This is a genomic window from Actinomadura graeca (genome assembly GCF_019175365.1).
Taxonomy (GTDB): Bacteria; Actinomycetota; Actinomycetes; order Streptosporangiales; family Streptosporangiaceae; genus Spirillospora; species Spirillospora graeca.
On sequence record NZ_CP059572.1, the window covers coordinates 3,911,261 to 3,933,516 of the forward strand.

The following is a 22,256-nucleotide window of genomic DNA, read 5'->3' on the forward strand; positions in this document are numbered from 1 at the left end:
TGTCCGGGCCCGTGGAAGGAGCACCCCTGTGAGACACCAGACCGCGATCGGGGCCGCGGCCGTCATGGCCGTCGGCTTCGCCGTGGCGATGTCCGCCCCCGCCACAGGCGCGACGACCCGCACCGCGCCGGCAGCGCCGGCCGGACCGGAAGCCCGCACCCTCGCCGCCTCCTCGGCCGACCGCATGGTCGCCGCCCAGCCCGCGCAGTTCTACGCGGCACCGAAGGACAAGATCTACCGCACGAACATCACGTCCGGGCTCGGCGGCCTGCAGTACGTCGAGTACCAGCGGACGTACGACGGCCTGCCCGTCCACGGCGGCGACTTCGTCGTCACCACCAACTCCGGCGGCGGCGTGCTGAGCACCTCGGTCAACCAGACCAAGGAGCTCAAGGTGGGCACCAAGGCCACCATCACCGCGGCGCAGGCGGCCAAGACGTCGCGCGCCAAGGTCGGCAAGGTCGACACGGCCACGACCCGCCTCATGGTCCTGGCCGAAGGTTCCGGCCGCCTGGTCTACGAGACGGTCGTCAGCGGCCACCAGAAGGGCGCGGAGACCAAGCTCCACGTCCTCGTCGACGCCAAGAACGGCAAGGTCGTCCAGACCTGGGACGAGGTCCGTGACGCCGCGGCCGCCGACGACAAGAGCCACTTCCACGGCACGGTCGACGTCGCCACCGCCGCGACGTCGATGACCGACTCCTCGCGTCCCGGCCACCAGTGCGGCGGCCAGAACGGCTCGGCGTTCACCGGCACCGACAGCGCGTGGGGCGACGGCAGCGGCACCAACCTGGAGACCGCCTGCGTCGACACCCTGTACGCGGTGCAAAAAGAGTGGGACATGCTGAAGGAGTGGCTGGGCCGTAACGGCACCAACGGCAACGGCCGCGGGTTCCCGTCGCGCGTCGGCCTCAACCAGGTCAACGCGTTCTGGAACGGCAGCTACACCAACTTCGGCCACAACCAGGCCAACAACAAGCAGGCGACCTCGATCGACGTCGTCGGCCACGAGAACGGCCACGCGATCTTCACCAACACCCCCGGTGGCGACAGCGGCGGCAACGAGAAGGGCGGGATGAACGAGTCCGCCGGCGACATCTTCGGCGCGCTCACCGAGCACTACCTGAACGAGCCGCAGCAGTTCGACCCGCCGGACTACCTGGTGGGCGAGGAGATCGACCTGGTCGGCCAGGGCCCGATCCGCAACATGTACGACCCGAGCGCCAAGGGCGACCCGAACTGCTACACCTCCTCGATCCCGAACACCGAGGTGCACAAGGCCGCCGGCCCGCAGAACCACTGGTTCTACCTGCTGGCCGAGGGCTCGTCCCCGACGAACGGCAGCCCGAAGAGCCCGACCTGCAACAACTCCACGGTCGCGGGCATCGGCATCAAGAAGGCCGGCCAGATCTTCCTGGGCGGCCTGCAGCGCAAGGTGTCGGCGTGGACCCACGCGCGTGCGCGTACCGCGACGATCGCCGCCGCGGTCGAGCTGTTCCCCGGCTCCGCCGCCGAGTGCACCGCCGTGAAGGCCGCCTGGGCCGCCGTGAGCGTCCCGGCGCAGAGTGGCGAGGCCGCGTGCCCCGCCAAGGGCCGTGGATGACCGTCAGGGCTTCCCACCGGAACGCCTGACGGCCCGTCCCTGCTGACGGTCACCGCCGAGGGCGCGCTCCCCGTGCGCTCCCCGTGCGCCATCCGTGCGCCGCACGGCGCCCCGCGGTGACCGCCGGCGCCCGACCCGTCCCAACCCGCGGCCCGTGACGGGGCCCGCTCTCCCCGTCACGGGCCGCGCCCCTACCCAGCACCACGTGACCTCTGGAGGAACCCCATGAGACCCCGCACCACGGCGATCTTCGGGGCGGCCGCTCTCGCGCTGTCCGCCCTGCTGCCCGGCGCAGCGGCCTCCGCGGCCCCCACCGTGCCCGTGGCGCCTCCCGCGTCCGCGACCAGGCTCGCGGCGCCCGACATCCCCGTCGCGAACGTCAAGGCGCACCTCGCACAACTCCAATCCATCGCCACGAGCAATGGCGGGACCCGCGCCCACGGGCGGCCCGGGTTCAAGGCCTCCATCGACTATGTGAAGGGCAAGCTGGACGCAGCCGGATACCAGACCCGGGTGCAGTCGTTCAGCTACAACGGCGCCACCGGCTACAACCTCATCGCCGACTGGCCCGGCGGCGACGAGAACAGCGTGCTGATGACCGGCTCGCACCTCGACAGCGTGACCGCCGGGCCGGGCATCAACGACAACGGGTCCGGCTCGGCCGGGAACCTGGAGGTCGCGCTCGCCATCGCCCGTGAGAAGTTCCAGCCGAAGCAGCACCTGCGGTTCGGCTGGTGGGGCGCGGAGGAGCTCGGCCTGATCGGCTCCTCGCACTACGTCGACAGCCTCGGCGGCGAGCGGACGAAGATCAAGGGATACCTGAACTTCGACATGATCGGCTCCCCGAACCCCGCCTACCTCGCCTACGACGGCGACGGCTCCAGCGGACCGGCGGGCCCCGCGGGCTCCGCGCAGATCGAGAAGGTGCTGCGCGACTACTTCACCTCGATCAAGGTGCAGGTCGAGGACACCGACTTCGACGGACGCTCCGACTACGGGCCGTTCATCGACGTCGGCATCCCCGCCGGCGGCATGTTCACCGGCGCCGAAGGCATCAAGTCCTCCTCCCAGGCGCAGAAGTGGGGAGGCCAGGCGGGCCAGGCGTACGACCGCTGCTACCACGGGCGCTGCGACACCACGGCGAACATCAACGACACCGCGCTCGACCGCAACTCCGACGCCATCGCCTACGCCATCTGGACGCTGGCCGGCACTGCCACACCGCAGCCCGGAGGCGGCACCAAGATCACCAAGTGACACGGGCGTCCGCCCAGTTCACCGGTTGTTTCCAGCGGCGTTCAGACCTCAACCGACAACTATTGAAATTCCAGTAACAAATGGATTTGTTGACATAGACCGGCAGTCACGGTGTCCTTCTGAAACCAGCTCACCCGGTTGAGTTCAGCGTCCATCAGCGTCCCCCACGGCGCGGGGCCCCAGACCCGCGCCAAGCGTCCCGTGCCCCTCACGACGGACGCTCGCGGATGCGGCCGTCCCCGCCCGGCCGCATCCGCGACAACCGTCGACGCGGGGCCAGACCTCAGCAGTCAACGCCGGGCGGCAGCGGCGCCCGCGCGGCCCCCTCCCGCAAGGATCCCCGCGGGCCCGAGCCCTCGGCCCATGTAAGGAGCACCGCTGTGAGACACCAGACCGCGCTCGGGGCGGCGGCGATCACCGCCGGCCTCGCCGTGGCGATGTCCGCCCCGATCGCCGGCGCGAACGCCTCGCCCGCAGCGCCCCCCACGCCGTCGCCCCTGGCGGCGGTGGCCTCCGCCGACCGGCTCGTGTCCGCCGGCCAGGCGCACATCCACACCTCGCCCAAGGACAAGATCATCCGGCAGCGGGTGCTGGCCGGGGCGGGAGGACTCCAGTACGTCTCCTACGAGCGCACCTACGCCGGGCTGCCCGTCCGGGGCGGTGACTTCGTCGTCGCCACCGACGCCGCCGGCAACGTGCTCAGCACCGCGGTCAACCAGACCACCGAACTGTCGGTCGGGACCGCGCCGAAGGTGACCGCCGCCCGCGCGGCGGCCATCGCGCGCAAGCAGATCGACAAGCCCGGCACCGTCTCCACGCCGACGCTGACCGTCCTCGCCGAGGGCAAGGGCCGGCTCGTCTACGAGACCGTCGTGCAGGGCCTGCACCGTCCGCCCGGCTCCTACGGCATAGCGGGCCCCGGCGGGTCCTACGGCGTCGCGGGCCCCGGCGGCTCCTACGGCGTGGCACCCCCTGACGGCTCGTACGGCGTGGCACCGCCCGACGGGTCCTACGGCGTGGCGCCCCCCGACGGCTCCTATGGCGTGGCGCCCCCCGACGGGTCCTACGGCCTCGCCGCCGCGGAACGGCCGTCCAAGATGCACGTCCTGGTCGACGCCAGGAGCGGCAAGGTCGTCCGCACGTGGGACGAGGTCGTCGACGCCGACGACGACCAGAGCTTCTACCACGGCGGCCGCGACAAGCCCACCAACATCGTGACCTCGGGCTCGGGGAACTCGTTCACCATGAACGACGCCACCCGTCCCGGCGTCAGCTGCGGCGACCAGAACGGCGCGCCCTTCACCGGCACCGACGACGCCTGGGGCAGCGCCGTGGGCACCGACCTGGAGACCGCCTGCGTCGACGCCATGAAGGGCGCGCAGGCCGAGTGGGACATGGTCAAGACCTGGCTCGACCGCAACGGCCTGGACGGCAACGGCCGCGGCTGGCCCATGCGCGTCGGCCTCAACCAGGCCAACGCCTTCTGGAACGGCCAGTTCGCCAACTTCGGCCGCAACCAGTCGAACAACAAGCAGGCCACGCCCACCGACGTCGTCGCCCACGAGCTCGGCCACGGCATCTTCCAGAACACGCCCGGCGGCTCCGGCAGCGGCAACGAGGCCGGCGGCCTGAACGAGTCCACCGGCGACATCTTCGGCGCCCTCACCGAGTGGTTCCTCAAGGAGCCCAAGGTCGCCGAGCAGATCAACGGCGCCACCGCGGTGGTCAACTTCGACCCGCCGGACTACGAGGTGGGCGAGGAGCTCGACCTCGTCGGCCGCGGCCCGATCCGCAACATGGCCGACCCGTCCAAGGTCGGCAACAACCCCGGCTGCTTCAGCGCGTCGGTCCCCCGCCAGGAGGTCCACGCGGCGGCCGGCGTCCAGAACCACTGGTTCTACCTGCTGGCCGAGGGCTCCAACGCCAACGACGCCGACAACGGCCGTCCGAACAGCCCGACCTGCGACAACTCGCAGATCAAGGGCATCGGGATCCAGAAGGCCGGACGGATCTTCATGGAGACGCTCAACATGAAGACCTCGGGCTGGACCCACGGCGCGGCCCGCAAGACCTCCCTCACGGCCGCTCTCAACCTGGTGAAGGCCGGCAAGGTCACCTGCGCCGACTTCACCGCCACCAAGGACGCGTGGAACGCGGTAAGCGTTCCCGCGGCCAGCGGCGAGCCCACCACCTGCACGGGCTGACCGCAGGCGGCCGCACGGGACGATCTCGGCCCGTCCCGTGCGGCCGCATCACCCCAGACGGGGACCCGCCCCCCGCCCGGCCCTCGGCGCCACCTGTCCTCGGCGCCGAGGGCCTCGAATTCTTGCAGCGTGTGACAGCCTGCGCGTCCCCCGAGGTCCTCGGGCCGGTGCTGTCGGTACCAGAGGTAAGAATGGACCTATGTGCCGCAGTATCAAGACGCTTCGCCCGCCGTTCGCCGACGACGTGACCGACCAGGACGTCCGGGCCGCCGCGCTCCAGTACGTCCGCAAGATCTCCGGGTTCCGCGCCCCCGCGTCCCACAACGCCGAGGCGTTCGACCGCGCCGTCGAGGAGATCGCCCGGTCCACCGCCGCCCTCCTGGACTCCCTGGAGATCAGGGGCCGCCGGGCCTCCTAGCCCGCGGCGGCCGGTTCCGGGACGGGGATACGGGCGGAGACCGTGAAGCCGCCGCCGGGGCGGGGGCCGGTCCGCACCCAGCCGCCGAACAGGGCGACGCGCTCGCCCATGCCCACCAGACCGTGGCCCTGCCCGTCGCTCAGCGCCGCCGCCCCGCGCCCGTCGTCGGAGACGTCCACCAGGACCGCGTCGTCGCCGTAGTGCAGCCGCACCTGCGCGGTCACCCGGGGCCCGCCGTGCTTGCGGGCGTTGGTGAGGGCCTCCTGAATGATCCGGTAGACCGCCAGCTGCAACGCCGCGGGCATCTCCAGGGGCGTCCCCTCGATCGCCAGGTCCACCGTCAGCCCGGTCGTCCGGATCTGCTCGACCAGCTCGGTCAGCTGGTCGATACCGGGCTGCGGGGCGTAGGTGCCCGCCTGGCCGCCCTCGCGCAGGACGCCGAGCATGCGCCGCATCTCGGTGAGCGCCTGCCGCCCGGTCGTCCCGATCATCTCCAGCGCCCGCCGGGCGCGGTCCGGGTCGACGTCCAGCATGTAGGACCCGCCGTCGGCCTGCACGACCATGACGCTGACGCTGTGGGCGATCACGTCGTGCATCTCCCGGGCGATGCGCGCCCGCTCGGCCGCCGCGGCGACCTGCGCCTGCGCGTCGCGCTCGGCTTCGAGCCGCACCGCCCGCTCCTCAAGGCTGCGCGTGTACATCCGCCGGGTGTTCACGTACAGCCCCGACAACCAGACGGCCAGCGTGGTGATGGAGGAGGGGAGCAGGACGATGAACTTCTCCATGAACGACTTCGTGGGCCACCAGTACCCGACGGACGCCACGACACCGGCCTGGACCACCAGGAACGACGCGAGCGACCACCGCATCGACAGGTTCGCGGCGACGGTGTACATCGCGACGAGCACGTTGAGATCCGACGAGATCATCGCGATCTCGGTCTGCAACTGCACGAAGCCGACGAGGCAGACGACCGCGAAGACCTCACGCGGCCACCGGCGCCGCCAGATCATCGGCACCGTCAGCGCCACGACGAAGGCGTAATAGAAAGAGAGATAATGCCGCATGCCGTCGACCCTGTAATTCTCCTGGGTCAGCACCGAATACCAGACGAGCGGCAGCGCCCACAGCGAGTCGACGAGGCGCGGGTGGGCACGCAGCCAGGAGAACGATCGGACGAACACTCCAGCAGCGTAGGTTCCCCGGCCCCGCTCAGGTAGTGCGTCGGCCGGATGGTACAGCAGGCTGGTACGCCTCAAGGCGCACCCCCGCCCTGAGGGCCCGCGACTCACTCCGCACGAGCCACACCGAAACCCCTTCCCAGCGACCCAAAAAACAATTCCTAAAAAGGAAGACACCATCCAGAAGGGCAGGGGGCACCCCTCAATTACGGCCAGAGGAAGAGCCGCCCGACGACATCGCCCGCATCTACAACCGGGCCGCCCCAAGAACAGCCGCGAGCTCCCGCACCCCGGGCGACCCCACGGTGACGAGCCACGAACCCGGCCGCGACCCGGCGGATCGACGGCGGGTCGCGAACCTCGCTGGGCGCCTGGCCATAGGCGTCCAACAACCGCGGTCACGTTCCGTGGTGGGACACTCGCGGAACAATCGATTCAGTCTGTGTGCAGAGCGGCGTCATGTCTCGGTGTCTCCACAGGGGAAGGGATCACCGCATGGGCAGGCACGAATCAGAGATCGAGAAGAATGGCCAGCAGAAGGGACGGCCTGTGCCTCCGCCGGACAAAGGAGGCAAGGACGGGGGGAACACAGCAAGGAGGACGGTAAGTGACCTTTCGTGCCGAGGAGACGGCCGAAGCACTGGACGACATGATCGTCCGCTTGCGCGATCGAGGGGACTTGGGCGATTGGGCGGACGCCCTGCGGGCGGTGCCGCGGCATCTGTTCGTGCCAGATCAGGCCTGGTGCGCTCCCGATGACGGCCGGGACGGCTTCCCGATCGACCGGACCGCCAAGCCGGGCCAGTGGCTGGAGGCCACCTATGCAGAGGCTGCCATAATCATTCAGGTTGATGACGGCGTCACCGCTCCCATCACCGGCGTTGGCCGGTACACGTCGTCGCTCTCGGCTCCCGGCATGGCGCTGACCTTTCTGCGTCAGCTCGATCCGCACAGGGGGAACCGGGTTCTCGAAGTCGGCACCGGTACCGGGTGGACGGCGGCGCTGCTGGCGCACCGGCTTGGGGCCGGCCGCGTCATCACCGTCGAGATCGATCAGGACGTCGCCGAGGGCGCCATCGCCAACCTCGCGAACGCCGGGCTCCCGGTCCAGGTCCTCATCGGTGACGGAGCGCGGACGTGGCCGGAGGGCGAGGTCTTCGACCGTGTGCACGTCACCTGCGGGGTTCGGGATCTCCCGTACGCGTAAATTTCGTGTCTGCGGCCGGGAGGGGCGCTGGTCGCCCCCTGGATGCCGTCCTGGGCGCCCGGGCACGTCCTGCGGCTGACCGCCGACGGCGACGGGAGGGCGATCGGACGGGCCCTCGGGTCGTGCGGGTACATGATGATGCGCGGCCAGCGGCCCCCGATCGCCCGGTGGCCCGATGACCCGGCCGGGGCGGCGGACGAGACCGGCGCCACGCGGCTTGATCCGCGGGCGGTGGTGTGGGACGCCTACGGCGCCGATCTCGCGCTGGCCGCGCTGCTCCCCGGGGTGCGCTACGAGCCGGTGCCCCGTCACGCCGAGGAGTTCGTGCTGCGGATCACCGACGACGCCGGTTCCTGGGCCTGCGTGCTCTATGTCGCGGGCGACGTCGACTACACCGTCCACCAGGCGGGGGCCCGCAGTCTCTGGGACGAGGTCTACGACGCGTACATGCGATGGATGAGCTGGGGACGGCCCGGCCGTGAGCGGTTCGGCATCACCGTGGACTCCGGTGGGCTGCGTGTCTGGTTGGACTCGCCGTCGGGGGGTGTGGGGTAGGGGTTATTCGGCGGCTACCAGTTCGGCTATCTGGACGGCGTTCAAGGCGGCGCCCTTGCGGAGGTTGTCGCCGGAGCAGAAGAGGGCGAGGCCGTTGTCGACCGTCTCGTCGCGGCGGATGCGGCCGACGTAGGTGGGGTCCTGGCCGGCGGCCTGGAGGGGGGTGGGGACGTCGGTGAGGACGACGCCCGGGGCGTCGGCCAGCAGTTCGGCGGCGCGTTCGGGGGTGACGGGGCGGTCGAAGCGGGCGTTGATCTGGAGGGAGTGGCCGGTGAAGACCGGGACGCGGACGCAGGTGCCGGAGACCTTCAGGGACGGGATCTCCAGGATCTTGCGGCTCTCGTTGCGGAGCTTCTGCTCCTCGTCGGTCTCGGCGAGGCCGTCGTCGACGATCGCGCCGGCCATGGGGAGGACGTTGAAGGCGATGGGGCGGACGTACACCCGCGGGTCGGGGAACTCGACCGCGGCACCGTCGTGGGTGAGGCGGTCGGCGGACGGGACGGCCTTGCCGGCCTGCTCGTGCAGTTCGGCGACGCCGGCGAGGCCGCTGCCGGAGACGGCCTGGTAGGTGGAGACGACCAGGGCGGTGAGGCCGGCCTCGTCGTGCAGGGGGCGCAGGACGGGCATCGCGGCCATGGTGGTGCAGTTGGGGTTGGCGATGATGCCCTTGGGACGGGCCGCGGCGGCGTGCGGGTTGACCTCGGAGACGACCAGCGGGACGTCGGGGTCCATCCGCCAGGCGGAGGAGTTGTCGATCACGACGGCCCCGGCGGCGGCGACCTTGGGCGCGAGTTCCTTGGAGGAGGTCTTGCCTGCGGAGAACAGGACGATGTCGAGGCCGGTGTAGTCGGCGGACGCGGCGTCCTCGACGGTGATCTCGCCGTCCTGCCAGGGGAGCGTGCGGCCCGCGGAGCGGGCGGAGGCGAACAGGCGCAGCTCGTCCAGCGGGAATCCGCGTTCGGCCAGGATGCGGCGCATGACGCTCCCGACCTGCCCGGTGGCCCCGACGATCCCGATCCTCATGCCGCTCCCTCTGGTTGCTTGACCTGGGCTGACGAGTCTGCCGAGCCCGATCCGGGACGTCCAGTCGATATCCCTTCGCATCGACTTTAAGCGTTGCCCGCCGGTGGGCGTCACCCGGACCAGCCGAGGGCCGTCCTGGCGCGTTCGTGGGCTTGGACGTGGTCGGTGAGGACGCGGCCGAGGATCTCGTCGATCGCGCCGAGGCGTTCCCCGATGTCGGCGAGCTCGCGGTCGGCCCGCTCCAGGCCGGTCTCCTTGGTCAGGGGCGGGGCGCCGCCGTTGAGGGCGGTGAGGAGGTCGCGGTCGGCGTCCCGGTAGGCGCGGAGGGGGGCGATGACCTCGTCGCGGCGGGCGCGGAGGCGGTCGAAGCCCTGGGCGGCGGACTCCAGCTCGGCGCGGGACGTCGCGATGTGCTCCTCGGCGCCGTCGAGCCGCTCGCGGAGCCCGGCCAGCTCGGTGTCGGCGGCGGCGGCGTCCTCGACGGCGGCGCGGACCCGCGGGTCCAGCAGGGCGATCTGCTCGCGGGTCAGGCGGAGCAGGTCGGCGGCGGACGCGGCCAGGCCGTCCTCCGCCTCGGCGGCGTGCCGCGCGGTCCGGTCGTCGAACGCGGCCGCCTGGTCGCGGAGGGCCTCGACCTCGTCGGCGAGGGCGCGGAGGCGGCGGAGTCCGGCGACGCGGTCGCGGAGGCGGTCGTGCTCGGCGGCCTGCTCGGCCAGGGCCCGTTCGGCCTGGTCCAGCTCGTCCAGCGCGGCGCGGTCGGCGGCCAGCCGGTCCCGGGCGGCGGTGAGCTCGGCCTGCCGTTCCCGCAGGTGGTCGTGGACGGGGCGTCCCGGCGACGCCGCCTCCACCAGGGCCGGGACGGCGGCGGTGACGGCGGCGAGGGGTTCGAGGGCGTCGTCCAGCGCCGCGACGGCCTGGAAGGCGGCCACGTCGTCGCCGGGACCGGCGGCGAGGGCGCGGGCGGACCAGTCCGCGGCGAGGCGCAGGGCGGTCAGCGCGGCGGCGGGGCCGTCCTCGGCCAGGACGGCGGCGAGCGCGGCCTTGACGTCGTCGGTCATCGGGCCTCCCTGTCCATCGGGGGGTCGATCGGGCAGTGGCAGGGCTCACCGCCGGCCGCCGGGGCGAGGACGAGCACCCCCGGGCGGGCGTGGGACGGGCGGAGCCCGACGCGGTACGGGCCGGGCGGCAGGTCCGGCGGGCGGACGGTCACGTCCCGACCGTCCACGCGGACATCGAAGGGCGCGGTGGTCCCGGTGACCTCGACCAGCATCGGGTAGCCGTCCTGGACGGCGAAGTCCGCGGACGGGTCGAGCGGCACCTCCCGCACCTCCATCAGCCCGTGCTTGATCCGGTACAGGGGCAGGGTCACGGCGGGACGGGCGGGCTCGGCCACCGACAGGCCCCCGGACGCGATCCGCAGCGCGCCCCGCACGGCGGCGGCGGGCCCGAGCACCAGGGGCGGTTCCGGTGGGGACAGTTCGTCCAGCAGGACCCGGCTCACCAGGGGGAACACCCCGAACCGGCCCGCGACCGCGATCGTGGCCGGGGGTGCGGCGCCGGAGAGGGCGCGGGCCACGACGTCCTTGAGGGTCGCGGCGGTGGAGGAGAAGGCGGTGATGAGCGTCCCAGCGGTGATGTCGGTGTCACCGATCCGGTAGACGGGTGCCTCCCGATAGCGGGGGTGGGTCCACGCGCGCGGGAGGACGACCGCGGCGCGGCGGCCGTGGCGTGTCCGGGCGCCGTCGAACAGGGCGGAGAAGCCCGCCGCGGGGGGCGGGCCCGTGTACGAGGCGGCGACCGCGGTGTCGAAGGCGGTCCCGCCGCCCTCGGCGACGGCGACGGAGGTCACGCGGAGGGTGCGGCCGCCGGTGTCGCAGAGCGCGGCGCCGACCGTCCGGGCGCCGAGGTCGCAGACCAGCACGGGACCGGCGTCCGGACGCCGCGCCGGGCCCCGGTGCAGCGCCTCGGCGGCGACGCAGGCGGCCTGGCCAAGCCAGGTGACGCGCGGCCAGCCCAGCTCCTCCAGGACGGTCCGGCGCAGCCGCTCGTAGGCGCGGACGCCCTCGGCGGTGCCGTCCAGCCACGCCTCCGGGACCGTGACCGTCATCCCGGAGATGGCTCCGGGGGCCTTCGCCCGTCCCGCCTCCAGCAGTTTGGACAGGAAGACGGCGAGGCCCGTGCCGGGCGTCGGGCGGGAGGCCACGACGGGGGCGCCGCCGGGCCCCGACAGCGCCAGCCGCGTCATCGCCGACCCGACGTCGAGGGCGACCGCCACCCAGCCGGTCATCCGTCGTCCGACCTGCGCCTGCGGCCGAACAGCCCGCCGCGGCCCTGCTTGGCGACCCGGTCGAGGGTCGATCTGATCTCCTCGATCCGGGTGCGGACCCGCTCGGACGGCTCCCACGTCTCACGGCCCAGCGTCTCCAGCAGCCTCAGCTGGTGCTCGACCTCCTGGGTGGCGAACTCGGCGAGGACCTCGCGGAACTCGGCGGCGACGTCGCCGCCGAGCGCGCCGGAGACGATCGCCTCGGCCATCTGGAGCCCGTGCCGGTCCGCCTGCGCCTGGTCGTAGCGGTGCGCGATGGCGTCCTCGACGCGCCGCATCACCAGGTACGCCTCGCCCGCGGTGAGCGTGCGGCCCGCGTCCAGGATCGACGTGAGCGCGGTCGGCGGGCTCGACCACGCCTCCGAGGCGGCGCGCACGTAGAAGTCGGCGACCTCGTCGATCGCGGCGTCGGGCGAGAGGCGGCCCGCCGTCCCGGGGGCGCCCACCGGGACGGGGGCGGGGGACGCCATCCTCGGCGCGGGCGCGCCCGCCCCCGCCGGGACGGGCTGGTGCGCCGCCTGGTTCTCCCGCAGCATCCAGCGGAGATCGCTGAACGCGGGACGGGCGGCCAGCTCCCGGTCGGGCGGATCGGGGTCGAGCACCCAGATCAGCGGCGTCCAGTCCTGGGGGCCGTGCGCCAGCAGCGCCCTGGCCAGGTTGATGACGCCGTCGGCGCGTTCGGGGCTGCCCGCCCACGGGCGCCGCCGCAGCGCCGCGGTCAGCTCGTTCACCAGCGTCGTCCCCATGCGGCCGTGGCGGGGGCGGTTCCCCCAAGCCCACAGGAACCCGTTCTGGTAGACGCCCGAGTCCGCGCGGCCGAGCGCGTCCTCCAGGAACCGGGGGGACGAGCCGGACATCAGCAGCAGCGCGTCGGACGCGCCCCGGCCGCCCGGGTCGTCGGTCTGGAGCTCGGCCATCGTGACCGTGACGAAGTCGCGGGCGGACGGGGACACCTCCGCGCGCTCCCCGAGCCAGCCGATCAGCGCGGGCAGCACCAGGCCGAGGCGTCCGAGCCGTCCCGCGACGCGCACCAGCGCCGACGCCCATTCGGGCTGCCCCTCCGCCAGGCCGCGGAACACCGCGCCGTTGACCTCGCGTTCGGCGAGCAGGTCGGTGAACGGCGGGAGCATGTCGCGCAGCCGCCCGCTGAGCCAGGTCGCCCAGGCGGCGGTCCGGTCCCGGCCGCGGTGCTCGGAGGCCAGCAGCACGGCGGCCAGCGCGTGGTCGCGGTCCAGTTCGACGAGGAGCTGCGACCCGCGCCACGACGGGTCGGACGGGTCGACGTGGTCGCGGATCAGCTCGGCGGCGAGGGCGCGCGCCGCGCGGGACGAGCGGCCCCCCTCCCCGCGCCGGACCAGGCCCGCGAGGAACGGGTCGGCGAAGCGGCGGCGCGCGGCGAACGAGGCGTACCGGGAGACGCGCCCGTCGGGGTCCTCCCGCCACAGCAGCCCCGCGGCGGCCTGGGCGAGCGCCTCGGTCAGCTCGGTGCCGCCGGTCGCGGCGGCCTGGTCCCAGCGCTCCTCCACCAGCGGCAGGTCGTCGGGCCGCCCGTCGCGGATCAGGCAGGCCAGGACGCGGCCCTGGTCGGCGGGCCCGATCTCCTGGAGCCGGGGGCCGCGCAGCAGCCGCCGCGCCTCGCCCGCCGCCCCGGGGGCGTTCGAGGCGGCGGCCCGCGCCACCTCCCGCGGCCATTCCACGTCGGCGAGGCGCCGCAGCGCGTGCGCGGGCTCGCCGAAGTCGCGCGGCTCGCCACCCGCCGCGAGGTACCCGACCAGCCAGGACAGGTCCCGGTTGCGGCGGAGCAGCCCGTTCAGCAGCCGCAGGTAGTCCTCCGCCGTCTGCGACAGCCGCGCGGGCTCGGCGGGGCCGCGCCAGCTCACCTCGCGGGCGCCGTCGCGGGCGCGCCGGGTGAACGCCAGCCGGATCTTGTCGGCGGTGCCCGTCGCCCAGGTCGCGCCGGTGAAGTCGGCCCGGTACCCGTACGGGAGCAGCGCGGCGACCGCGTCCAGGAACGCCAGCCGGTCCTGGAGGGACGCCTCGCCCGCGTGGACGACGTCGACGCGGCCGTCCAGCAGCAGCGCGGCCGTCCGCATGACCTTGTCCCGGTCGAACCGGTCGATGTCGCGGGCGAGGTCGGCGGGCGAGTACTCCGGCGGGACGAGCGTGACGCGCCCGCCGGACGCGCCGCCGGGGGGCTCGCCGTCCATGGGCAGGTCCAGCCGCAGCAGTTCCCGGTAGAGGGCGCCGTAGGAGACGGGCGCGGCCTCCACCTCCTGGTACGGGACGCAGATGTACTTGGTGAACGCGACCGGGCGGCCGGAGCCGTCGCGGTGCTCGGTCCAGTCCTCGACGGACATGCCGAGGTGCCGGTCGGGCGCCTCGCCGACCCAGCTGATGGTCACCCAGGGCAGCGCGCCCTCGCCCGTCCGGTGCGCGGGCGGGGTGCCGAGCCCGTACCGGCGCAGGATGCGCGCGAACCCGGCCTTGGTGAACGGCTCGCGGCTGCTGTTCAGGACCCCGTAGTCGTCGCTGCTGCCGGGCCGCTTGCCGAACAGCGCCCAGCCCGCGGTCACCTGGACCATGGCGGCATCTCCCGGCCGAGCCACAGCACCGGCTCCACCACGTTGATCGGCCACACCTTGCCGCGGATCTCCACGCTGCCGTCGGCGCTCTTGCTGATGTTCCAGTAGTCGTTCTCGGTGAACCGGTCGGCCTCGCCCAGGTAGAACCCGACGGCGGACGTCGCGAAGTACCGCACCCGCTCGGGGTGGAAGTACTTCTGGATGCTGCTGAGGACGAGGTCGGCGTTGCCGACCTTGGAATTCTTGCACAGCTCGGCGAAGAAGTGCCCGGCGGAGTCCTCGCGGACGCGCGGCAGCATCTGCGGGGTGTCGTCGTAGGTGAGGTAGCCGCCGACGCGGGCCTGCCGGTACACCTCCGGCGCGTCGAACTTCGTGACGCACACGGCGAGGTGCTGGGGCAGCTTCGCGTCCGCGGAGCCGCGGTCGCGGAACACCTGCCGCGACAGCTTCAGCAGCGTCCGGTGGAAGTAGCTGTAGGAGTCGCCCTGCCGCCGCTCGCGGGTCGGGTCGAAGAGGTAGACGATCCCGTCGCACCCGGCGAGGTGCTCGATGATCTGGTCCTCCTCCACCTCCGTGTGCTGCTCCTCCTGCTCGTCGCCGAACCCGAGGTTGTCGCCGCCGGAGGCCATCGCCTCCCCCGGGACGGCCTTGCTGGCGTGGACGGCGCCGGGCGAGTCGAGCAGGTCGATGTTGAACTCCACCGGCACGACCTGGGACTTCTTGCCGAACCGTTTGCCGGTCGGCTGGGTCGTGGAGCCGCGCAGCGTCCAGCTCAGCGCGTTGGAGAACTTCGTCGCGGCGGGGAACCGGCGGTGCTGGGTGAGCATGCCGGTCTGGGTGTCGAGGAAGTCGTTGGACTCCTCGTTCACCCCGTACAGCATCCAGTCCCCGGCGTTGCGGAGGACGGCCACCTGGAGCGCGGCGAGGAACGTCGTCTTCCCGCTCTCGGGTGCACCCCACAGCCCGATGCGCCGCATCTCCCGCACGGGCTGGGCCACGTTCGGGTTCTGCGGCGCCTGTGGCCCTGGGGCCGCGTTCCGCGGCGGCGGGGAGAACTGCGAAGGGTTGGTCACCGGGTACCTCGTTCCAGCTCGGCCAGGGGAAGAGTGAGTGTCTGCGGCGCGGACGGGAGCAGGCCGAGCCCCACCCCGAGCCGCCGGGCGTCGATGTCGTCCAGGTCGTGCAGGCCCGCGGCGGCGAGGCCCTCCCAGGCCGGATGGTCGCGGGACGCCATGTCAACGGATCCGCCGGGGCCGCCGGGGCCGCCGCCGAGGACGGTGGTGCACGCGACCCCCGCCCGGGCGATGGCGGTCAGTGCCACGGCCCAGCTCCGCTCGAACTGGCAGGGCAGGACGTCGCCGTCGCCCTGGACCGGCGGGTGCGGGGGCCGCCCGCCGACGGTCAGCAGCACCGTCCGGGGCGGGGGGAGGCCACCGGCGGCGGCGCGGGTGTGGGCGAGGCGGTCGGCGATCTCGTGCAGGACGTCCTCCACCGGCGCGGCCTCGGGGTACTCGATCGGGCTCGGGCCGAGCCGCGACAGCGCTCCGGCGGCGCTCGCGGGCGTCCCCAGCCAGCCGCCGAGGACCGGCTTGCGCTTCTCCTTGCCGCGCCCGTAGGCGTGGTCGCGGTAACCGAGCACCGCCACGCGGATCAGGCCGGCGCCGGGGCCGCCCGCGGGATACGTGGCGTCCAGGACCGCCACCAGCTCGCGCAGCAGGTCCAGGCGGCGGCGGACGAGCTCGTCCACCCCGCCCAGCTCGACCGCGCAGATCAGGTCGACGGGCTCGGTGAGGATCTCCAGCCGCTCGGGCAGCCCGCCGAGCAGCTCCGGCAGCCGCTCGGTGACCGGGCGCAGCCCCTCCGGGCCGGTGATCCGCACCCGGCCCGGCCCGTCCAGCACCACCTCGACGTCGGCGGGGAGCGTGGCGGCGCCCGCCGCCAGCAGCGTCCATTGGTCCGCGCTCGCGGCGACGGCGGCCAGCACGGTCGCGCCGGGGTCGCCGGGAGGCCGGGCCAGCGACACCGCGCGCCGCGTCCCGGCGGGCGTGCCCGCGGGGAACAGCGGGATCAGCCGGGGCCGGACGCGGCGGGTGCCCGGCTCCACCTCCGCCGCCAGCAGCCCCACGTCGTGCCGCGCGGGGAGCGCGTCGGCCAGCGGGCCGATCAGCTCACGGGCGCCCGTCCCCCCGGCGGGCACGACCGTGGCGTTCGGGTGCCGCTTGCGCAGGATCCGCGCCGCCCGGTCGGGGACGGGCCAGCCGAGCTCCCGGTGCACGAGGAGGACCTCGTCGCCCGGCTCGTCCAGCCGCTGCGGGAGGGCGTCCCGCAGCGACCGCCAGAGCAGGTCGCGGTCCAGTCCGGCGAGCCCGCCCGCGAGCTGGAACCGCCGCTCGCCGGGGTCGCGGGACAGGGCCGGCACCGCCGTCTCCCACGGGATCGTCTCCGCCGCGTCGTGCCCGCGCGGGATCGCCAGCCCGTCCAGCCCGACCCGGATCACGGTCAGGGCGTGGTCGGCGCCGACCTCGGCGATGACGAGCCCGTGGCCGGGCCGCATCCGCTCCAGCGCCTTGGTGAGCGCGACCTGGAGCGGCGCGTCCGACATCGGCGGCGCGTCCACCGCCCGCCGCGCCCGCGCCCATTCCTGCGGGTCCGGCGTCCCGCCGCGCACGTGGACGTGGCCGGTGAGCCCGGCGCGGACGACCGCCAGCAGATCACGCTCGCGGCGCGCGGCGGCCAGCCGCTCCTCGAAGTCGCGGAGCGCGTCCGGCGTAGGCGCGCCGAGCCGCCACTCGCCGTGCAGCGGCCACCGGCACTCCGCGCACCGGGCCTCCTCGTGCGCGATAGGACATCCGCATACCGGGCATCCGGGCCGTATCCTCCCCACCTCGGGGGCCTCGTCAGCGGGCGGCATCGGGCACGTCCTGCGGGAGGAAGGTGTCGACGTCGGCGTCCGGCGCGTCGGCCGTGCGGGCGGCGAGCCGCACCTCCATCTGCGGCAGCAGCTGTTCCCGGACGGTCCGCGCGTTGCCGAAGTCGCGCGGGTGCGCGCGGCGCTCGGCGGCCAGCCACGCGAGGGCGCGGGCGCGGGTCCCGTCCGGAAGCCGGTAGCCCTCGGCGGCGGCCATCGACTCCAGGATCCGCACCAGCTCCTCCGGCGCGTAGTCGGGGAACTCCACCTGCACCGTGAAACGCGACCGGAGCCCGGTGTTGGCGGCGAGGAACGCCCGCATCTCCTCCGGGTATCCGGCGGCGATGACGGTGAGGCGGCCGCGCAGGTTCTCCATCTCCTGGGTCAGGGTGTCGAGCGCCTCGCGGCCGAAGTCGCGGCCGTCGTCGCCCCTGGCCAGCGCGTACGCCTCGTCGATGAACAGCACCCCGTCCAGCGCCTCCTGCACCTTCTCGCGGGTGCGCGGCGCCGTGTGCCCGATGTACTCGCCGACCAGGTCGGCGCGGCCCGTGTCCACGACGTGCCCCCTGGTCAGCAGCCCGAGGTCGCGGAAGATCCGCCCGATGATCCGCGCGACGGACGTCTTGCCGGTGCCGGGCGGGCCGAGGAACAGCAGGTGCGGCGCGACCACCTCGCCGCGGTTGCGCCGCTGCTTCAGCCTGACCTGCGCGACCAGGTCCCGGATCGCCTTCTTCACCGGGCCGAGGCCGATCATCTGGTCCAGCTCGCCGAGCAGGACGGGCAGCTCCGGCACCGCCGGGCGCAGGTGCGCGCGCAGCCGCGCGGGCACGTCCTCGGGCTCCAGCGGGCGGCCGACGTCCGCGCGCGTCCGCACCACCCAGCGGCGTTTGACGTCGTCGGCGAGGTCGCGCATCGCCCCGGCGTTGCCGAACCCGGGGCCGCGCGTGCGGTGCACGCCCTCGACGGCGCGCCGCAGGTCGGCCTCCAGCCCCGGCGTCCACGTCAGCCCCTGCTCGCGGAGCCGCCCGAGCGCGATGGCCGCCAGCGTCCCCGCGTCGTAGTCGGGGAACGCGATGACGTTGGCCTCCGGGAAGCGGCGGCGGAGCCCCGGGTTGGCGTCCAGGAAGTCCTTCATCCGGTCGGGGTATCCGGCGGCGATCACAACGAGGCGGTCCCGGTCGTTCTCCATCCGGGTCAGCAGCGCGCCGATCGCTTCGCCGCCGAAGCCGTCGGCCTGGTCGGCGAGCATGTACGCCTCGTCGATGAACAGCACCCCGTCCAGCGCGCCGTCGATCACCGCCTGCGTCTTCTGCGCGGTCTCCCCCACGTACCGGCCGACGAGCGTCGAGGCGGTCGCCTCCACGAGGTGGCCGCGCCGCAGCACCCCGAGCTCCCGGTACATCTCGCCGACGAGCCGCGCCACGGTCGTCTTGCCCGTCCCCGGGTTGCCGGTGAAGACCAGGTGGTGCGCGGCGGGCTCGGCGGTGCCGCGGCCCTCGGCGCGCATCCGGTTCTCCGCCTCGATCAGCAGCCGCATTCCGGCGAGGTGCTCCTTCACCGCGTCGAGCCCGGCCAGGCCGTCGAGGCGCTGCCACACGTCCTGCCGCCCGGACGCGGCGGAGGTCACCCAGCCGCGCTCCCGCAGAACCGCCCCGTCCAGGGGCGTGCCCGCCGCGGCGAGGGAGCGGAGCCGCTGCTCCCACGTCCGCGCGGGCTCGGCCGTCGCCGCCATCGCCCGGACGGTCCGCGCCAGCTCCGCCCAGGCGCCGATCAGCAGCCGCGGGCGGCCGGTCAGCCGCAGGACGTGGACGAGCCGCGCCAGCTCCGCCTCGCCGGGTTCCCCGACCCGGCCCGGCCCGCCGCGGCGGGCGCCGAGCTGACGCGCCCACTCCTCCAGGGCCGGGAACCCGCGCAGGTCCCGGACGAAGTCGCGTACCTCGGCCAGCGACGCCTTCCGCGAGACGAGAACGCACTTGTTGCGGGCACTGCCCCGGTAGGCGACCCACTCGGCGAACACCGTCGCGAGCGCCCGCCCGGCGACGGTGTGGCTCAGGACCTCTTCCGCGTGCAGGACGACGACCGCCGCGCGCATCCCGTCCTGCCGCATGAGGTGGTCGAGCGTCATCACCGCATGCGCGTCCGACATGCCGGACATCGGGCGTCCGGGCACCGGCGGGGCGGACGCCGGCGCACCTCCCGGCTCCCGGTCGAGGACGGCCGTGGACGCCGGGGTCACCACCCGGTCGCCGAGCGGCCCGCTGAACCCCGGCCGCATCCGCCGCGCGGGCCGGGCCCGAGCGTCCGCGTCCCCCGCCGTGCCCTTCGCCGTGTCCCTCGCCGTGTCCGGGCGGGCGAGGCGTCGCGACTCCTCGTCCCGGAAGTACACCTTGCGGTGGAGTGAGTAGAAGACGACGCATTCGTACCCGGCGGCGTGCAGCGCCTCCCAGAGCGCGGTCTCGATCCCGTACGTGCGGTAGGCGCCGTCCACGAACGCGTCGTCGGCGCCCGGCCCGTGGACGATCATCACCGGGTCGCCGTCGGCGGCGGTCCGGTGCAGCGTGGCGAGCCGCTCGGCGTCCCCTGCCCTCACCGTCGGACGTCCGGCCGGGACCGGCCGCCCTCGGACCGGCCGCCCTCAGACCGGCCGCCTTCAGACCGGCCGCCTTCAGACCGGACGGCCTCGGTGCGCAGCGCCGCGAAGTCGGTGAGGGCCGGGTCCGGGCGCGGGGCCTCTTCCGTAGGCTCCCCGACCGGCAGGCCACGCTCCCGGAGGCTCGTGGCTATCTCCCGCGCGCGCTCTGCCAGCTCTTCCTCCGAGGCCGTGTCGCGGTCGTAGGACAGGATGCGGACGGCCAGCGTCCCGGGCCCGTCGTCCTCGTCGCCATCCTCGTGCGCGACCTCGATGACGATCTCGTTGTCGTTGAGGTGGCGGAGCTTGCTGTAGAACGCGGCGCGCTGGTCGTCGCCGGCGTAGGCGTTCTCCGTCCAGGCGAATCCGGTGGCGTGCTCGACCGCGTCCACGACCTGCTCGGCGACGTTGACGCGGGCCTGCGAGGCGAGGAGCGCCGCGGTCGCGCGGGCCACGGTCTCCTCCAGGCGGCGCTCCAGCTCCGGCGCGTCCCGCCGGACGATCTCGCGCAGCTCCCCCGTGCCGAGCGGGCTGCCGTCACCGACCTCGCCGGTGCGTTCCTCCAGGTCGGCGCGCAGCGCGGCCAGCCCGCCGCCCGACCAGTGGTCCACGTCGAAGGACAGGCCGTCGATCGGCTCGCCCCGCTCGTCCGGCGCGGGAAGCCGCGCGGAGAACCGGATCCGCTCGGCGACGACGGTCAGCGCGTCCAGCGCCGCGAGCCGGGCCGCCTGCCACTCCTGGTCGAGCAGGACGAGATCGGCGCGCAGCTCGGCGAGGTCGAGGAAGGTCTCCTGGAGCAGGCTCAGCGACTCGGCGGCGAGCCCCGCCGCGAGGTTGGACTCGGCGGTCGCGATGCGGCGCTCCAGCCGGTCGAGCCGCCCCGGGGCGAACCGCTCGTGCGGCAGCCCGGCGCGGATCGCGTCGCGCATCAGCCGCGCGTCGGCCAGGGTGCGCCCGGCCGCGGACGCCGCGCGCTCACGGTCGCCCCGCAGGCCGTCCAGCTCACGGCCGAGCTCCTGGATCTCGGCGCGCCGGTCGGCCCGCTCGCGCTCGATCGCGGCGCGGATCCGCTCGTCCTGCTCGCCGCGGACCTGCTCCACGGCCGAGCCGATCTGGCCGCGCAGCCGGTCGGCCTGCTCCCGCAGCCGCTTCGCGGTGCGCAGCTCCGAGCGTTTCGCCTCGTCGCTCAGCCCGGTGAGGACCTGCTCGACGCGCCGCTGCCGCCCCTCCATCCCGCCGAACACCCGGTCCAGCTCCTCGCGCTGCTGCCGCCGGACGGCCTCGACCAGCCGGGGCACGTCCCGCTGGACGGTGCGGAGCCGGGCCGCCGCGGCCTGCGCCTCCCGCCACGCCGTGGAGTCCACCGTGATCCGTTTCGCTCCGCTCACCGCGCGCTCCCCTCTCCGGCGCCCCCCGCCAAGGCGCCCGGCACGGTCATCGCGTCCCGCCCGTCGCCGCGCGCCACCGGCGGGTAGGCCGCGGCGAGCGCCCGGGACGGGACGCCCACGTACAGGGCCGCACCGGCGCGGACCCGGATCTCGATCTTCCGCGGGCCCGTGGCGAGCACCTCCGCGGCGTCCCGGAGCCGGCCGGTCAGGTGGTGGACGCGCTGGTTGGAGCTGCCGCGCAGGCCCCGGTCGTCGTCGCGTGCGGCGACGTACAGGCCGTCGATCAGCACGTCCGCCTCGGCGAGCAGCGCGGCCACCCCGTCGCCCGGCGGGCGCGACCGCAGCCGTTCGAGGCGGTACCCGGTGAAGCAGATCAGCGTGAGGCCGGAACGGTCCCGGCGGGCGAGCCGCGCCACCTCGGCGAGCCCGGCGGCCTGCTCCATCGGCTCGCCGCCGGAGAACGTCAGGCCGGTGACGCGGGGGTCGGCGAGCAGCTCGGCGGCCAGGTCGGCGGGCGCGACCGCGCGTGCGGGACGGTCCGGGATCCACTCGGGCGCGAGGCATCCGGGGCAGCGGAACGGGCAGCCCTGAACCCACACGGCCGACCGCATGCCGGGTCCGAGGGCGCGGGTACCCACGCATGTTTCAGCCACGTTGAGCATTCGACCGTTCGGGGGGGATAGGCGACCTGATCACACCTGCCAGTGGGCCGGATTGTACGGGAGCGTCCGGCTCCGTCTGATGGCAGGTGACACAAACTCTTGGCCGGAACTCAGGTATTTTCAGCCCTCATGACCGGATCTGGTCAGGTACGGGGGGAGTGCGGCTACTGTGACTCAGGGACGTCCGTCTTCGCACGCTATCCTGCCCTCTTCGGCCCCCGCCGCCCGTCATCACGAGTTTCCTCATCACCACGTTCGCCCCGGAATGAACAGGAATGGCCACCCGACATGGTCCCTGCCCATGAGGATCCTC

At 73.9% G+C, this 22,256-nt stretch carries 16 protein-coding genes; 6 read left to right on the forward strand and 10 right to left on the reverse strand.

What is annotated here, in order from left to right:
* Positions 1 to 28: 28 nt before the first annotated feature.
* The 4 genes from AGRA3207_RS17165 to AGRA3207_RS17180 all read left to right on the forward strand — a co-directional run bounded on the left by AGRA3207_RS17165 (position 29) and on the right by AGRA3207_RS17180 (position 5,482).
* Positions 29 to 1,603 carry a M4 family metallopeptidase gene (locus AGRA3207_RS17165; RefSeq protein ID WP_231335660.1) on the forward strand — a complete coding sequence of 525 codons (1,575 nt, stop codon included), beginning with the start codon at positions 29 to 31 and terminating at the stop codon, positions 1,601 to 1,603.
* Positions 1,604 to 1,828: 225 nt separating this feature from the next.
* Positions 1,829 to 2,860 carry a M28 family metallopeptidase gene (locus tag AGRA3207_RS17170; RefSeq protein ID WP_231335661.1) on the forward strand — a complete coding sequence of 344 codons (1,032 nt, stop codon included), beginning with the start codon at positions 1,829 to 1,831 and terminating at the stop codon, positions 2,858 to 2,860.
* A 380-nt stretch (positions 2,861 to 3,240) separates the two neighbouring features.
* Positions 3,241 to 5,064, forward strand: coding sequence for a M4 family metallopeptidase (locus AGRA3207_RS17175; protein WP_231335662.1), 1,824 nt, complete (start codon positions 3,241 to 3,243; stop codon positions 5,062 to 5,064).
* A 199-nt stretch (positions 5,065 to 5,263) separates the two neighbouring features.
* The gene (locus AGRA3207_RS17180) at positions 5,264 to 5,482 is read left to right on the forward strand and encodes a DUF2277 domain-containing protein (RefSeq protein WP_231335663.1); all 219 of its coding nucleotides are present in this window, start codon (positions 5,264 to 5,266) and stop codon (positions 5,480 to 5,482) included.
* Here the strand turns inward: AGRA3207_RS17180 and AGRA3207_RS17185 are convergent.
* Positions 5,479 to 6,666 carry a sensor histidine kinase gene (locus AGRA3207_RS17185; protein WP_231335664.1) on the reverse strand — a complete coding sequence of 396 codons (1,188 nt, stop codon included), beginning with the start codon at positions 6,664 to 6,666 and terminating at the stop codon, positions 5,479 to 5,481. The two genes, AGRA3207_RS17180 and AGRA3207_RS17185, sit on opposite strands and share 4 nt — an antisense overlap.
* Before the next feature lie 604 nt (positions 6,667 to 7,270).
* Between AGRA3207_RS17185 and AGRA3207_RS17190 the strand changes: the two genes are divergently transcribed.
* Both AGRA3207_RS17190 and AGRA3207_RS17195 read left to right on the forward strand, forming a co-directional pair.
* Entirely contained in the window at positions 7,271 to 7,870 is a 600-nt protein-coding gene (locus AGRA3207_RS17190; RefSeq protein ID WP_231335665.1) for a methyltransferase domain-containing protein, read from the forward strand.
* Positions 7,871 to 7,912: 42 nt separating this feature from the next.
* Positions 7,913 to 8,425: a hypothetical protein gene (locus tag AGRA3207_RS17195; RefSeq protein WP_231335666.1), complete on the forward strand. Its 513-nt coding sequence runs from the start codon at positions 7,913 to 7,915 to the stop codon at positions 8,423 to 8,425.
* Positions 8,426 to 8,428: 3 nt separating this feature from the next.
* Here the strand turns inward: AGRA3207_RS17195 and AGRA3207_RS17200 are convergent, their stop codons facing one another.
* The 9 genes from AGRA3207_RS17200 to AGRA3207_RS17240 all read right to left on the reverse strand — a co-directional run bounded on the left by AGRA3207_RS17200 (position 8,429) and on the right by AGRA3207_RS17240 (position 21,934).
* Positions 8,429 to 9,448, reverse strand: coding sequence for an aspartate-semialdehyde dehydrogenase (locus tag AGRA3207_RS17200; protein ID WP_231335667.1), 1,020 nt, complete (start codon positions 9,446 to 9,448; stop codon positions 8,429 to 8,431).
* Between the two features lie 110 nt (positions 9,449 to 9,558).
* Positions 9,559 to 10,506 (reverse strand): coiled-coil domain-containing protein, encoded by a 948-nt coding sequence (locus tag AGRA3207_RS17205; RefSeq protein WP_231335668.1) that lies wholly within the window; start codon positions 10,504 to 10,506, stop codon positions 9,559 to 9,561.
* Entirely contained in the window at positions 10,503 to 11,735 is a 1,233-nt protein-coding gene (locus AGRA3207_RS17210; RefSeq protein ID WP_231335669.1) for an acetate and sugar kinases/Hsc70/actin family protein, read from the reverse strand. The genes AGRA3207_RS17205 and AGRA3207_RS17210 overlap by 4 nt, the downstream gene beginning before the upstream one ends.
* On the reverse strand, positions 11,732 to 14,356 hold the full coding sequence (locus AGRA3207_RS17215; RefSeq protein WP_231335670.1) for a hypothetical protein: 2,625 nt from the start codon (positions 14,354 to 14,356) through the stop codon (positions 11,732 to 11,734). The genes AGRA3207_RS17210 and AGRA3207_RS17215 overlap by 4 nt, the downstream gene beginning before the upstream one ends.
* The gene (locus tag AGRA3207_RS17220; protein WP_231335671.1) at positions 14,344 to 15,429 is read right to left on the reverse strand and encodes a hypothetical protein; all 1,086 of its coding nucleotides are present in this window, start codon (positions 15,427 to 15,429) and stop codon (positions 14,344 to 14,346) included. Before AGRA3207_RS17220 ends, AGRA3207_RS17215 begins: the two co-directional genes overlap by 13 nt.
* On the reverse strand, positions 15,426 to 17,267 hold the full coding sequence (locus AGRA3207_RS17225; protein ID WP_231335672.1) for a hypothetical protein: 1,842 nt from the start codon (positions 17,265 to 17,267) through the stop codon (positions 15,426 to 15,428). The genes AGRA3207_RS17220 and AGRA3207_RS17225 overlap by 4 nt, the downstream gene beginning before the upstream one ends.
* Positions 17,254 to 19,854 carry an AAA family ATPase gene (locus AGRA3207_RS17230; RefSeq protein ID WP_231335674.1) on the reverse strand — a complete coding sequence of 867 codons (2,601 nt, stop codon included), beginning with the start codon at positions 19,852 to 19,854 and terminating at the stop codon, positions 17,254 to 17,256. The genes AGRA3207_RS17225 and AGRA3207_RS17230 overlap by 14 nt, the downstream gene beginning before the upstream one ends.
* The gene (locus AGRA3207_RS17235) at positions 19,851 to 21,281 is read right to left on the reverse strand and encodes a hypothetical protein (protein WP_231335676.1); all 1,431 of its coding nucleotides are present in this window, start codon (positions 21,279 to 21,281) and stop codon (positions 19,851 to 19,853) included. The genes AGRA3207_RS17230 and AGRA3207_RS17235 overlap by 4 nt, the downstream gene beginning before the upstream one ends.
* Positions 21,278 to 21,934 (reverse strand): 4Fe-4S single cluster domain-containing protein, encoded by a 657-nt coding sequence (locus AGRA3207_RS17240; protein WP_231335677.1) that lies wholly within the window; start codon positions 21,932 to 21,934, stop codon positions 21,278 to 21,280. The genes AGRA3207_RS17235 and AGRA3207_RS17240 overlap by 4 nt, the downstream gene beginning before the upstream one ends.
* Positions 21,935 to 22,256: the final 322 nt, after the last annotated feature.